Consider the following 12,939-nt stretch of genomic DNA (forward strand, 5'->3'; position numbering starts at 1 on the left):
CTAAACCTCATCTATCGACTGACCAGCCAGTGCACGGCGGATAGACTGATCCATCCGGCGTGATGCAAATTCCTGACTCGCCTTATCTGTTTTCTTAATTCCGGCTTCAATCGCGTAAGGGTCAGTACCCTGACGCAGCTGAACCAGCTCCATCATGACGGCTTCCAGCTCGTCGCGCTCTTCTTTGCTCAGCAGGGATTCACCATCCTGAGCCAGCGCTGCAATCAACCCTTCCAGAACACGATCCGCTTCCACTTGTTGTTCGGCAAGTGCGCGGGCGTCTTTATCGTTCTGGGCAAAAGTCATTGAATCGCGGAGCATCGTCGCGATCTCATCATCACTCAGGCCGTAAGACGGCTTAACCTGAATAGAAGATTGTACGCCACTGCTCTTCTCCATCGCGGTTACTGACAGCAAGCCGTCGGCATCAACTTGATAGGTCACACGAATGTGTGCAGCACCTGCAGCCATCGCCGGGATACCACGCAAGGTAAACCGTGCCAACGAACGACAATCACTGACCATTTCACGCTCGCCCTGTACCACATGGACTGACATCGCAGTTTGACCGTCTTTGAAAGTCGTGAATTCTTGGGCACGGGCAACAGGGATAGTGGTGTTGCGCGGGATAATCTTTTCAATCATGCCGCCCATGGTTTCGATACCCAAAGACAGCGGGATCACATCCAATAGCAACATATCAGCATCTGGCTTGTTACCCGCAAGGATATCAGCCTGAATCGCTGCGCCAATTGCCACGACTTGGTCAGGGTCAATCGATGTCAGCGGATCTTTACAAAAGTAGCCGCCCACCATTTCACGAACCAAAGGCACGCGGGTCGAACCACCGACCATGACAGTTTCAATCACCTCATCGGTTGTCACATCGGCGTCCTTCAACGCACGACGGCATGACATCAAGGTCTTTTTAACCAGCGGTTGGATCATGGCATTGAACTGCGAACGAGTCACATTCCCCTGCCAACCCAACACATCAACCGCGACCTCGTCAGCATCAGACAATGCTTCTTTGGCTGCCTGTGCCGCATCTTGCAGTTTACGCTGTACAATCGCATCACGTTCTGTAATACCGGCTTGCTCGGCTAGCCAATCCGCCAATAGGTGATCAAAATCATCACCACCCAGAGCCGAATCACCACCTGTTGCCAACACTTCGAATACGCCTTTCGACAATCGAAGAATGGAAATATCAAACGTACCGCCACCCAAGTCATAAACGGCAATCACCCCTTCTTGACCTGAATCCAAACCATAGGCAATCGCAGCGGCTGTTGGCTCGTTGAGCAAACGAAGTACATTAAGGTTAGCCAGTTTGGCGGCATCTTTTGTACCGGCACGCTGAGCATCGTCGAAGTAAGCAGGGACAGTGATCACCACACCTTCAAGTTCACCGCCAAGGGTGTCTTGAGCACGTTGATTGAGCGTCTTCAAGATTTCCGCTGACACTTGCACAGGATTAACATCACCGCCACGGGTGATCAACTGTGGCAACCCGTTATCAGTTGCACTGAACTGGTATGGCATATGCGGATAACGCGTTTGAATATCAGCCAGCGAGCGACCCATCATACGCTTAACAGAAATGATGCTATTGACCGGATCCTGCTGGGCAATCTCGCGGGCCTCATGGCCGACAACAATGCCGCTTTCGCTGTAGTGAACCGCCGATGGCAAAATCGCCCGGCCGTGGTCGTCTTTCAGGGTTTCCGGAACGCCGCTGCGTACTGCAGCCACGAGAGAGTTAGTAGTCCCCAGATCAATACCCACCGCCAATTTATGTTGGTGCGGCGCAGCGCTTTGACCGGGTTCAGCAATCTGTAACAGTGCCATTTTCGTTCCTGTGGTGTTTATACCGGGCTTGGATAAAATCAATCAAGCAGGCTATCTTCCAAGCGCTCAACTTCTTCCCGCAGCTTAACAATAAATTTTAGCTTGCGCACGGCGTCAGCCGCCACTTCCCAGCGTTCATCAACAAGTAATTGTTCAAGCTCAGTCAACTGTGCTTTGTAGAGCGTAGAGGCGTGCTGCTCAAAATCAAACAACGCGCTTTCTGGATCACTCGATTCAGGGATCTCTTCCAACTCTTCACGCAATTCCATTTGTTGCATCAAAAAGGCCGGATCCTGCAGCGTTTTGTTCTCACTGCGGATATCAACACCGTTGACCGACAACATGTACTCGGCACGGGAGATAGGGTTTTTCAATATCTGGAAGGCATCGTTGATCTGCGCGGCTTTCTGGACTGACAACAAGCGGTCTCGCTCGGAAGCCGTAGCAAATTTGTCTGGATGGAAATGACGTTGCAATTCGCGGAACTGAGTTGCAAGAAGGCTACCGTCCAGCTGGAACTGAAAAGGTAGCCCAAAGAGTTCGAAATGATTCATATCGCGTGAGTTTCTGTAAAGACTGAGTCTAAAATAACTGAACCTGATCCTCCCTTAAATAAAGGCAGCAATCAGGTCCAATTGGCTCAGCGATTATACGTTGAAGCTTTCACCACAGCCGCATTCGCTGGATACGTTAGGGTTGTTGAACTGGAAGCCTTCGTTAAGACCTTCTTTGGCAAAGTCCAACTCGGTGCCATCCAGATATACCATACTCTTGGCATCGATGATGATCTTCACCCCTTTTTCTTCAAAGATCTGATCACCTTCATCTAGCTGGTCGACAAATTCCAGTACATAAGCCATTCCCGAACAACCTGAGGTCCGGACACCTAACCGTAGGCCGATGCCTTTCCCTCGGTTTTCCAGGAAACTAGCTACGCGACTGGCTGCCGCTTCAGTAATCGTTATGGCCATACAACAACCTTTAGAAAATTAATGTTCTTCGTGTTTCTTTTTGTAATCGCTAACTGCTGCTTTAATAGCGTCTTCCGCTAGGATTGAGCAGTGAACTTTTACAGGTGGAAGCTCAAGTTCCTCGGCAATTGCAGAGTTCTTGATACTTGCAGCTTCGTCCAACGTCTTACCCTTAACCCACTCAGTGATCAATGAGCTTGAAGCAATCGCAGAACCACAGCCGTACGTTTTGAACTTGGCATCTTCGATAATACCTTCTTCAGTCACTTTGATCTGAAGTTTCATAACGTCACCACAGGCAGGTGCACCTACCATGCCGCTACCTACGTTTTTGTCGCCTTTATCAAATGAGCCTACGTTACGTGGGTTCTCATAATGATCAATAACTTTTTCACTATATGCCATGACAGTTTCCTCGAATACGTGGTGATGACCGCAAGATTAGTGGTGTGCCCACTCGACCGTGTTCAGGTCAATACCTTCCTTATACATATCCCATAGCGGAGACATGTCACGTAGTTTCTCTACCGCACCGCGGATCTGTGAAACTGCGTAGTCTACTTCTTCTTCTGTCGTGAAGCGACCGAAAGAGAAGCGAATTGAGCTGTGTGCCAGTTCATCGTTCAAGCCAAGGGCACGAAGAACATAAGATGGCTCCAAGCTGGCTGATGTACATGCAGAGCCTGATGATACTGCAAGATCCTTCAGTGCCATCAGTAGTGATTCACCTTCAACAAACGCAAAGCTGATGTTTAGGTTGTTCGGTACACGTTGCTCAAGATCACCATTGATAGTCATCGCTTCAAGACCTTCAAGACCTTTCAGCATACGTTCACGCAAAGCAAGTGCGTGTTGGTAATCTTTGTCCATCTCTACTTTAGCAATGTGGCAAGCTTCACCCATACCCACAATTTGGTGAGTCGCTAGCGTACCAGAGCGGAATCCACGCTCATGGCCGCCGCCGTGCATTTGTGCTTCTAAACGGATACGTGGCTTTCGACGAACGTAAAGAGCACCAATACCTTTAGGGCCGTAAATTTTGTGCGCAGACAAAGAGATCAGGTCGATTTTCATTTCCTGAACATCGATTGGCAGCTTACCTGCTGACTGAGCAGCATCAACGTGGAAAATCACTTTCTTGTCACGACATAGCTCGCCGATAGCGGCAATATCTTGGATAACACCGATTTCGTTGTTCACGTGCATGATTGAAATCAATACCGTGTCTTCACGCATCGCGTCACGCAGCTTAGCCATGTCAATCAAACCGCTTTCTTCCGGCTCAAGATAAGTCACCTCATAACCTTCACGCTCTAGCTGGCGACATGGATCAAGTACTGCTTTATGTTCAGTCTTACAGGTGATGACGTGCTTGCCTTTCTTACCGTAGAAATGGGCCGCACCTTTGATAGCCAGATTGTCTGACTCGGTAGCACCTGAAGTAAATATGATTTCGCGTGGATCGGCGTTCAGCAGTTCAGCAATTTGCTCACGGGCGGTATCAACCGCCTCTTCAGCCTGCCAACCGAAGCGGTGAGAACGAGAAGCCGGATTACCGAAGTTTCCATCCATGGTCATGCATTGCATCATTTTTTCTGCAACGCGAGGATCTACTGGGCAAGTAGCGGAATAATCAAAATATATTGGCAGTTTCATCTTCATCTCCGAAAACACGGACGTCTGGTCTCTAGGAGCGAACATCGACACCGATTACGGTGCTGTCGTGTGTATTTTTATGTCCAAATGACGACTTAGTTAGAACCTGATCCTGACGATCTGATATTTCTTGTACGTCATTATCTTGCATCAACTCACCAAGAGTGATGTTGTTCAAAAAGCCGCTGATACGGGAGCTTAAATCACGCCATAGCGTGTGTGTCAGGCATCGAACACCACCTTGGCAATCAGCTTTGCCGTGACACTTTGTCGCATCAACCGACTCATCGACCGCAGCAATTACCATCCCTACAGCGATATTGTTGGCATCTTCGCCGAGGCGATAACCCCCACCTGGTCCACGAACACTGGCAACAAGGCCAGCCTTGCGCAAGCGAGAAAATAACTGTTCCAAATAGGACAACGAAATCCCCTGTCGCTCTGAAATATCAGCGAGAGGAACCGGACCATCCTGAGAGTGCAAAGCCACATCTAACATGGCCGTGACTGCGTATCTTCCTTTTGATGTCAATCTCATAACACACCGCTACCCACGTTTGTCTATGAGAGGGAGTGTCGCATACCCGACTAAAATGGTCAAGTATTTACCTGACTGTTTTAGTCAGGTTTTTAACCATAAAGTTAATGTGTCTATTTGTCTTTATGTTCGAGCGATTTTTCAACCGAGGATAAGATACCGCGCAGAATATTCAACTCCTGGGACTCAGGGCGAGCACGGGTAAATAAGCGACGAAGCTTCGCCATTACCATGCCAGGGTGCTTCTTATTGATAAACTGAGTTTGCTTGGCCACTTTTTCAAGGTGCTCGTAGAACATTTCTAGCTCTGCGGCACGCGGGTACTCTTCGACCAACCCATCGTTGGCGTGTTTTTGTTGCTCGAGAAACGCCATGCGCACTTCATAGCTAACAGTTTGCACCGCCATCGCTAGGTTTAACGAGCTGTATTCTGGATTCGCAGGGATATAGACGTGGCAATGACAGCGCTGCAGCTCTTCATTGGTCAACCCTGTTCGCTCACGGCCAAATAAAATAGCCACATTGTGGGACGGCGCCTCAGCAATGGTTTTGATACCGCATTCACGAGGGTCTAGCTGTGGCCATTCAAGGGTACGTGATCGTGCACTGGAGCCGATAACCAAACCACAATCGGCAACTGCCTCATCAAGGCTAGAGACAATTCGTGCTTGCTCAACAATATCGGCTGCACCCGCCGCCAACGCGTAGGTTTTCTCATCAACCTCACAGGCTGGATCAACCAAAATCAGGTTGGTCAATCCCATAACTTTCATCGCTCTGGCCGCAGAACCAATATTTCCGGGATGCGATGTTCCCACAAGAACTACACTGACTTTATCTAACATAGGAGGTGCAACTTTCAACTCTATCAATCGAACCGACAGATTTTAACACAGAGATTTTAAAAATGGTGAAAACATGTAAAAACTTTATACCTAAACGAGCTCAGTAGTGGGGAGGATCCTGGCCATTGACTTTACAGCGACTGCGCGAATAAAAAATAACCACTTCCCTTTTGCCCTAGCTCTGATATACTCGCCGCCGCTTTTTAGTTCTTTAACATCCGTTGGGAAGATCCTATGCATCCTATGCTGAACATTGCCATTCGTGCTGCACGAAAGGCAGGTGACCATGTCATTAAATCTCTAGAAAAATCACAAGCTATTGAAGTTGCCAATAAAGGCAATGATGTTGTTACCAACATCGATAACGAAGCAGAAGCTATCATTATCGACACTATCCGTAAGTCTTACCCTGACCACTGCATCATTGCAGCGGAAAGCGGTACGATTGAAGGCAAGGACAAAGAATGTCAATGGATCATTGACCCAGTGGATGGCACCAAGAACTTCGTTCGTGGTTACCCTCACTATGCAATCTCTGTTGCACTACGCATGCGCGGCCGCACTGAAGTCGCAGCCGTTTACGACCCTATGCGTAACGAGCTTTTCACAGCTACTCGTGGCTCAGGCGCACAGCTAAATAGCCAGCGTCTACGTGCTTCTCAGCCTCGTGACCTTACCGGCACCACTCTAGCAACTGGCCTACCGTTTGATGCTAAACAGCACGCTGAAAGCTACATCAAGATTCAGAGCGCTCTATTCGTTGAATGTGACGATATGCGCCAATCAGGTTGTGCAGCTCTAGACCTATGTTACCTAGCAGCTGGCCGTGTTGACGGTCTATTCCGCCTAGGTCTTAAGCCTTGGGAAATTGCCGCTGGTGAACTAATCGCGCGCGAAGCTGGTGCTATCTGTACTGACTTCACTGGCAACACTAACTACCTTGTATCTGGCAACATCGTTGCTGGTAACGCTCGCGTAGTTAAGCCACTGCTTAGCAAAATCCGTGAACACGGTAGCGAAGCACTAGCGAAGTAATTCTCGCTAAGCCAAAACAACAAACGCCCCGGTGATGAAAATCACCGGGGCGTTTTTTTATATTTATACCAATCTGGATAAGTAGTTGATCAAGTATTTATGTAGGTTGGTATTAAACAACGTCACTTCTCCTGCGTACCAACAATGCCTTGCCCAATGAGGCGATTGTGGTAAAGCCGTAGACGCTACCATGCCAGGATCTTCAGCCGACAAGAAAGGCGCAAAACCGAATAGCCAATAGCCAATAGCCAATAGCCAATAGCCAATAGCCAATTCTACCCATAAAAAAACGGAGCACATTGGCTCCGCTTTTAATTCAAAGAGTTAATACACCACCATTAAGGCATGGCATCAAACTCTTCACCTTCTTTGTCTACTTGTGGTGGCATCAAGTGCTCACGGACAATACCCAGCTTAAGTGCCAGTGCCGAAGCGACGTAGATAGACGAGTAAGTACCGACAGTGATACCAATCAGCAAAGCTGCGGCAAAACCGTGGATCATGGTACCGCCTTTCAAGAACAGCGCAATAACCACAAACAAAGTGGTCGCCGAGGTGATCAAGGTACGGCTCAGGGTTTGAGTCACCGAGTTATTCATGACCTCTATGGCATCACCCTTACGCATCTTGCGGAAGTTCTCTCGGATCCGGTCGAAGACAACAATGGTATCGTTGAGCGAGTAACCAACAACCGTCAGCAAGGCTGCTACGATAGTCAGGTCGATCTCGATCTGAGTAAACGAAAAGATACCGATGGTGATAATCACATCGTGCGCCAATGCCAGTACTGCACCAGCCGCCAGACGCCATTCGAAACGAACGGATACGTATAGCAAGATACAGATCAGCGACACCAAGATCGCCAAGCCACCCGCTTCGGCCAGTTCGTCCCCAACATTCGGGCCAACAAACTCGATACGGCGCATTTCTACTGGTTGACCGGTACCCACTTTCAATGCATCGATGATCTGGTTACCCAGCTTCTCGCCTTTTGCATCTTCACGCGGCTGAAGGCGAACCATGACATCCCGTGCAGTACCGAAGTTCTGCACGATGGCATCACCAAAACCTGCATCTTCCAGCGATTCACGGATCAGGCCTAAATCGGCAGGCTGTTCGAAGCCCACTTCAATCAGAGTACCGCCGGTGAAATCCAAGCCCCAGTTTAGTTTCTGGGTGGTCACGGTACCAATGGCCGCGAGAATCATAAGAACCGAAAGGACAAATGCCACTTTCGACCAGCGCATAAAGTCGATCACCTTATCCGCTTTCATTATCTGAAACATGTCAGCGTCTCCTTAGATCGACAGTTTATCGACGCGCTTACCGCCGTAAACCAAGTTAACCAGTGCACGAGTACCAATAATGGCCGTGAACATGGAAGTCAAAATACCAATTGATAACGTCACAGCGAAACCTTTAATCGCACCGGTACCCACGGCAAACAAGATAATTGCAGTGATCAAGGTGGTAATGTTGGCATCGGCAATTGTACTGAAGGCATTGGCATAACCCTGCTGAATCGCATGCTGCGGGCTGCGGCCCTCACGAAGCTCTTCACGGATACGTTCGAAAATCAGTACGTTGGCATCAACCGCCATACCTACCGTCAGAACGATACCGGCAATACCCGGCAAGGTCATGGTTGCGCCCGGGATCATCGACATCACACCGATAATCAGTACCAGGTTCATCAATAGCGCCATATTGGCAAATAGACCAAAGCGACGGTAGTAAATAAGGGTAAACAGCATAACTGCAACCATACCCCAGATCATCGCCTGGATACCCATATCAATGTTCTGCTGACCCATTGATGGACCAATGGTACGTTCTTCGACAATTGAGATAGGAGCAATCAGTGCACCAGCTCGTAGCAGTAGCGCCAAGTTATGGGCTTCAGCCTGCGAGTCGATACCGGTAATACGGAAGTTACGGCCTAGCGCAGTCTGGATAGTTGCCTGGTTAATCACTTCTTCGTGTTTTTCCAGGATAACCTTGCCACTTTCTTCACGCTCGCCACTGTCTTTATATTCAGTAAAGACAGTCGCCATCAGCTTGCCCACGTTATTACGCGAGAAGGCTGTCATCTTGCTACCACCTTCGCTGTCTAGCGAAATGTTTACCTGAGGGCGGCCATATTCATCGGCACTTGAGCTGGCGTCAGTAATGTGAGAACCCGATAGGATCACACGCTTTTTCAGCACAACAGGACGGCTATCACGAGTGAACTTCACTTCGCTACCCGGAGGAACACGGCCAGAAGCCGCTGCCGCTAGGTCAGCCGAGTTATCCACTTCACGGAACTCAAGCGTTGCTGTGGCACCGAGGATTTCCTTGGCACGGGCAGTATCTTGAACACCTGGAAGCTCCACTACGATGCGGTTGGCACCCTGGCGCTGAACCAATGGCTCGGCCACGCCCAGTTCGTTAACACGGTTACGCAGGATAGTGATGTTCTGGTCGACTGCGTAATTACGGATTTCCTGCAGGCGAGCATCGGTGAATGTCGCACTTAGCAAGAAGCCGCTAGTTGTGTCGGTAAACAACATATCCGGATGAAGACGCTGTAGCTCACGCTTGGCTTCTGCCAATTGCTCTACATTACGCAGACGAACTTCGACAGCCTCATCGGTTTTGCTGATTGCGCGATAACGAATTTTCGCTTCACGTAATTCGGTACGGAATGTTTCTTCTTGCTGGCCCAGCAATTTTTCCATTGCTGCGTCCATATCGACTTCCATCAAGAAATGCACACCGCCACGCAGATCAAGACCCAGTTTCATTGGGTTAGCGCCGATGGATTCAAGCCAGTCAGGAGTCGAAGCGGCAAGGTTGAGGGCGACAACGAAATCGTCACCAAGCTGTTCGTTAAGAATATCGCGAGCACTGATTTGGGTATCAGTGTCGTTAAAGCGGACCAGGACAGTACCGTTTTCGAAAGCGACTGATTTATAAGAGATTTGATTTTGTTCCAAATCTTCGGTGACGGCATCCAGCGTGGACATATCTGCCGAGGCGCCACGCGCCCCGGAGATTTGAATTGCTGGATCTTCACCGTATACATTGGGAAGTGCGTAGAGCAAACCGATAAGTAATGCGAACACTACCATCAGGTTCTTCCACAAGGGATAACGGTTTAGCACTGCAGTGATCCTTCAAAGCAAATTTTTACAGAGACTTCATTGTGCCTTTTGGCAGAACGGCAGTAACGAAGTCTTTTTTGATAGTCACTTCGGTAGTATCGTTCAGACCGATAACAATGTAGTCGTTTTCTTCAGAAACCTTGGCGATTTTGCCAACAAGGCCACCGCTGGTAAGCACTTCATCACCTTTGCCCATAGAAGACATCAGGGTTTTGTGCTCTTTCACACGTTTCGCCTGCGGGCGGTAAATCATGAAGTAGAAGATTACGGCAAAAAGGCCAAGCATGATAAATAGCTGCATACCGCCGCCCTGTGGTGCACCTTCCGCTGCCGCGTGTGCTTGAGAGATCAGACTCATTTACTAACGTCCTCGATTATTTGTTGTCATTTAATGGTGGAACTTCACGGTTGCGACGTGCATAGAATTCTTCTACGAACACATCGAAACGATCTTCTTCAATCGCACTGCGGATACTTTCCATCAAACGCTGGTAGTAACGCAAATTGTGGATTGTGTTAAGGCGCGCACCCAAGATTTCATTACATTTATCCAGGTGATACAGATACGCCTTCGAATACTTGCGACAAGTGTAACAGTCACAGTGCGGATCGAGAGGGGTTGTATCCGTTTTATGTTTCGCATTACGGATCTTGATCACACCTCCGGTCACAAACAGGTGGCCGTTTCGGGCATTTCGAGTCGGCATCACGCAGTCGAACATGTCGATACCGCGGCGAACACCTTCAACCAAGTCTTCTGGTTTACCCACGCCCATCAGGTAACGCGGCTTGTCTTCAGGTAGCTGCGGACACGTGTGCTCAAGAACACGGTGCATGTCTTCTTTCGGCTCACCGACAGCAAGACCACCTACCGCATAACCGTCAAAGCCAATTTTAGTCAGGCCTTCAACGGAAACATCGCGCAAGTCTTCATATACACCACCTTGGACGATACCAAACAGTGCATTTTTGTTACTAAGTTTGTCAAAGTGATTACGGCTACGCTGTGCCCAGCGCAGAGACATCTCCATCGACTTCTTCGCTTCGTCGTGTGTCGCCGGGTATGGCGTACACTCATCGAAGATCATAACAACATCAGAACCTAGGTCCTTTTGAATTTCCATCGACTTTTCTGCGTCCATGAAAATCTTGTCACCGTTTACCGGGTTACGGAAGTGAACACCTTCTTCGGTGATTTTACGGATATCGCCCAAGCTGAATACCTGGAAGCCGCCTGAATCAGTCAGGATCGGCCCCTGCCACTGCATAAAGTCATGCAGGTCACCGTGCATTTTCATGACTTCTTGGCCAGGACGCAGCCAAAGGTGGAAGGTATTACCCAGCAAGATTTGCGCGCCGGTTTCTTCCACTTCTTCCGGAGTCATACCCTTAACGGTACCGTAAGTACCCACAGGCATGAAGGCCGGTGTTTCTACCGTACCACGCTCAAACTGCAAACGACCACGACGGGCACGTCCCAGGGTTTTATCTAATTCAAATTTCACAAAGCCTCCAACAGCCAGAGAAACAATCTGACATAAATGTCCCCATCCCGCTAAGGTCAGGGACACAACAATGGCAGCACCAGCACACGCCAGTCCTGCCTAAACATACCTGCCAATAAGAGTGCAGGTGTTCCACTCCGCCCTAAAGCCTAGTGGAAGAATATGTCATCGTCTGGGCTTTTCGCCGAGAGATGAAACGTACAAAGGCCGCATTTTAACAAATGCAGCCTTAAGTAACACTGACTTCGTCAATGAAAAATACGATTACACGGTTTTGCGGGTAATGAACATCGAGTCACCATAGCTGAAGAAACGGTATTTATTTTCAACAGCTTGCTTGTAAGCGTTCATCGTATTCTCGTAACCGGCAAAAGCACTCACCAGCATGATCAGAGTAGATTCTGGCAAGTGGAAGTTGGTGATCAATACATCAATCAACTGGTACTCATAACCTGGGTAGATGAAGATTTCGGTATCGCCGAAAAATGGCTTCAGCTCTGTGCCTTTCTGCTTAGCATCTTGGGCGGCACTCTCCAGAGAGCGTACCGATGTCGTCCCTACCGCAATGACACGCTTGCCATTGGCCTTGGTGGCATTAATTGCCGTAACAACGTCTTCAGGCACTTCAACATATTCGGCATGCATGTGATGGTCGTTGATATTATCAACGCGCACCGGCTGGAAAGTTCCTGCGCCAACATGCAAGGTAACAAAGGCAAAGTTCACCCCTTTCGCCTTGAGATCTGCCATCAACTCATCGTCAAAGTGCAGGCCGGCCGTTGGGGCTGCCACCGCTCCCGGCTTGGCGTTGTATACCGTTTGGTAGCGCTCTTTATCAGAGTCTTCATCAGGACGGTCAATGTAAGGAGGAAGCGGCATATGGCCCACTTCTTCTAAGATTTCCAACACCGTTTTGTCGCTGTTAAAGCGGATTTCGAACAATGCGTCATGGCGGGCAACCATTTCTGCCTGATACTCATCATTCTCACCAAGGAACAATTCATTACCCGGTTTAGGTGATTTTGACGCACGTACGTGGGCAAGAATACTCTTGTCATCCAGCATACGCTCAACCAAGACTTCCATCTTACCGCCAGATGCTTTGCGACCAAATAAACGCGCAGGGATCACTCGGGTATTGTTGAACACTAACAAATCACCCGGTTCTACCAGATCCAGTACATCCTTAAAGCCTTTGTGCGCCAGTTGACCAGTATTACCGGTCAACTGTAACAAGCGGCTAGCAGTACGCTGAGGTTGTGGATAACGAGCAATCAGCTCATCAGGTAAGTCAAAGTCAAAATCGGAAACTTGCATCATTAGGGCCCTAAATTACAGCAGGCAGCTAGTATAGGCTGCCACACTGCAATATCAAGCAAAGATCACCTTGAC

14 protein-coding genes are annotated in these 12,939 nt (G+C 48.9%); 1 reads left to right on the plus strand and 13 read right to left on the minus strand.

Annotation, left to right across the window (positions count from 1 at the left end):
• The 7 genes from hscA to trmJ form a co-directional block, all read right to left on the minus strand.
• Entirely contained in the window at positions 1-1,851 is a 1,851-nt protein-coding gene (hscA, locus tag ACVA53_RS08905; RefSeq protein WP_446504917.1) for a Fe-S protein assembly chaperone HscA, read from the minus strand.
• 38 nt (positions 1,852-1,889) lie between these two features.
• Complete coding sequence (gene hscB, locus ACVA53_RS08910; RefSeq protein WP_255040637.1) at positions 1,890-2,405, minus strand: co-chaperone HscB; 516 nt, start codon at positions 2,403-2,405, stop codon at positions 1,890-1,892.
• 93 nt (positions 2,406-2,498) lie between these two features.
• Entirely contained in the window at positions 2,499-2,822 is a 324-nt protein-coding gene (iscA, locus tag ACVA53_RS08915; protein ID WP_255040636.1) for an iron-sulfur cluster assembly protein IscA, read from the minus strand.
• Positions 2,823-2,840: 18 nt separating this feature from the next.
• Entirely contained in the window at positions 2,841-3,227 is a 387-nt protein-coding gene (iscU, locus tag ACVA53_RS08920) for a Fe-S cluster assembly scaffold IscU (protein ID WP_107350527.1), read from the minus strand.
• A 36-nt stretch (positions 3,228-3,263) separates the two neighbouring features.
• Positions 3,264-4,478: an IscS subfamily cysteine desulfurase gene (locus ACVA53_RS08925; protein WP_255040635.1), complete on the minus strand. Its 1,215-nt coding sequence runs from the start codon at positions 4,476-4,478 to the stop codon at positions 3,264-3,266.
• A 31-nt stretch (positions 4,479-4,509) separates the two neighbouring features.
• Complete coding sequence (iscR, locus tag ACVA53_RS08930) at positions 4,510-5,016, minus strand: Fe-S cluster assembly transcriptional regulator IscR (RefSeq protein WP_255040634.1); 507 nt, start codon at positions 5,014-5,016, stop codon at positions 4,510-4,512.
• Positions 5,017-5,129: 113 nt separating this feature from the next.
• Positions 5,130-5,861, minus strand: a complete 732-nt coding sequence (gene trmJ / locus ACVA53_RS08935) for a tRNA (cytosine(32)/uridine(32)-2'-O)-methyltransferase TrmJ (RefSeq protein WP_255040633.1) — start codon at positions 5,859-5,861, stop codon at positions 5,130-5,132.
• A gap of 234 nt (positions 5,862-6,095) precedes the next feature.
• Between trmJ and suhB the strand changes: the two genes are divergently transcribed.
• A complete protein-coding gene (gene suhB / locus ACVA53_RS08940; protein ID WP_446504918.1) occupies positions 6,096-6,896 on the plus strand; it encodes an inositol-1-monophosphatase in 801 nt (266 codons plus the stop codon).
• A gap of 63 nt (positions 6,897-6,959) precedes the next feature.
• Here the strand turns inward: suhB and ACVA53_RS08945 are convergent, their stop codons facing one another.
• The 6 genes from ACVA53_RS08945 to queA all read right to left on the minus strand — a co-directional run bounded on the left by ACVA53_RS08945 (position 6,960) and on the right by queA (position 12,864).
• Positions 6,960-7,196: a hypothetical protein gene (locus ACVA53_RS08945; protein WP_446504919.1), complete on the minus strand. Its 237-nt coding sequence runs from the start codon at positions 7,194-7,196 to the stop codon at positions 6,960-6,962.
• A gap of 38 nt (positions 7,197-7,234) precedes the next feature.
• Positions 7,235-8,182: a protein translocase subunit SecF gene (gene secF / locus ACVA53_RS08950; protein ID WP_255040629.1), complete on the minus strand. Its 948-nt coding sequence runs from the start codon at positions 8,180-8,182 to the stop codon at positions 7,235-7,237.
• A 12-nt stretch (positions 8,183-8,194) separates the two neighbouring features.
• The gene (gene secD / locus ACVA53_RS08955) at positions 8,195-10,042 is read right to left on the minus strand and encodes a protein translocase subunit SecD (protein ID WP_446504920.1); all 1,848 of its coding nucleotides are present in this window, start codon (positions 10,040-10,042) and stop codon (positions 8,195-8,197) included.
• Between the two features lie 25 nt (positions 10,043-10,067).
• Positions 10,068-10,400, minus strand: coding sequence for a preprotein translocase subunit YajC (yajC, locus tag ACVA53_RS08960; protein WP_255040627.1), 333 nt, complete (start codon positions 10,398-10,400; stop codon positions 10,068-10,070).
• 16 nt (positions 10,401-10,416) lie between these two features.
• Positions 10,417-11,547 (minus strand): tRNA guanosine(34) transglycosylase Tgt, encoded by a 1,131-nt coding sequence (gene tgt, locus ACVA53_RS08965; protein ID WP_255040626.1) that lies wholly within the window; start codon positions 11,545-11,547, stop codon positions 10,417-10,419.
• A 264-nt stretch (positions 11,548-11,811) separates the two neighbouring features.
• Complete coding sequence (gene queA / locus ACVA53_RS08970) at positions 11,812-12,864, minus strand: tRNA preQ1(34) S-adenosylmethionine ribosyltransferase-isomerase QueA (protein ID WP_446504934.1); 1,053 nt, start codon at positions 12,862-12,864, stop codon at positions 11,812-11,814.
• Positions 12,865-12,939 lie beyond the last annotated feature (75 nt).

The sequence above is a fragment of the Photobacterium sp. DNB23_23_1 genome (genome assembly GCF_052873815.1).

Bases quoted from the DNA above. Each gene is read 5' to 3' on its own strand.
- hscA (WP_446504917.1), bottom strand. From the start codon at position 1,851: ATGGCACTGTTACAGATTGCTGAACCCGGTCAAAGCGCTGCGCCGCAC.
- hscB (WP_255040637.1), bottom strand. From the start codon at position 2,405: ATGAATCATTTCGAACTCTTTGGGCTACCTTTTCAGTTCCAGCTGGAC.
- iscA (WP_255040636.1), bottom strand. From the start codon at position 2,822: ATGGCCATAACGATTACTGAAGCGGCAGCCAGTCGCGTAGCTAGTTTC.
- iscU (WP_107350527.1), bottom strand. From the start codon at position 3,227: ATGGCATATAGTGAAAAAGTTATTGATCATTATGAGAACCCACGTAAC.
- ACVA53_RS08925 (WP_255040635.1), bottom strand. From the start codon at position 4,478: ATGAAACTGCCAATATATTTTGATTATTCCGCTACTTGCCCAGTAGAT.
- iscR (WP_255040634.1), bottom strand. From the start codon at position 5,016: ATGAGATTGACATCAAAAGGAAGATACGCAGTCACGGCCATGTTAGAT.
- trmJ (WP_255040633.1), bottom strand. From the start codon at position 5,861: ATGTTAGATAAAGTCAGTGTAGTTCTTGTGGGAACATCGCATCCCGGA.
- suhB (WP_446504918.1), top strand. From the start codon at position 6,096: ATGCATCCTATGCTGAACATTGCCATTCGTGCTGCACGAAAGGCAGGT.
- ACVA53_RS08945 (WP_446504919.1), bottom strand. From the start codon at position 7,196: ATGTGCTCCGTTTTTTTATGGGTAGAATTGGCTATTGGCTATTGGCTA.
- secF (WP_255040629.1), bottom strand. From the start codon at position 8,182: ATGTTTCAGATAATGAAAGCGGATAAGGTGATCGACTTTATGCGCTGG.
- yajC (WP_255040627.1), bottom strand. From the start codon at position 10,400: ATGAGTCTGATCTCTCAAGCACACGCGGCAGCGGAAGGTGCACCACAG.
- queA (WP_446504934.1), bottom strand. From the start codon at position 12,864: ATGCAAGTTTCCGATTTTGACTTTGACTTACCTGATGAGCTGATTGCT.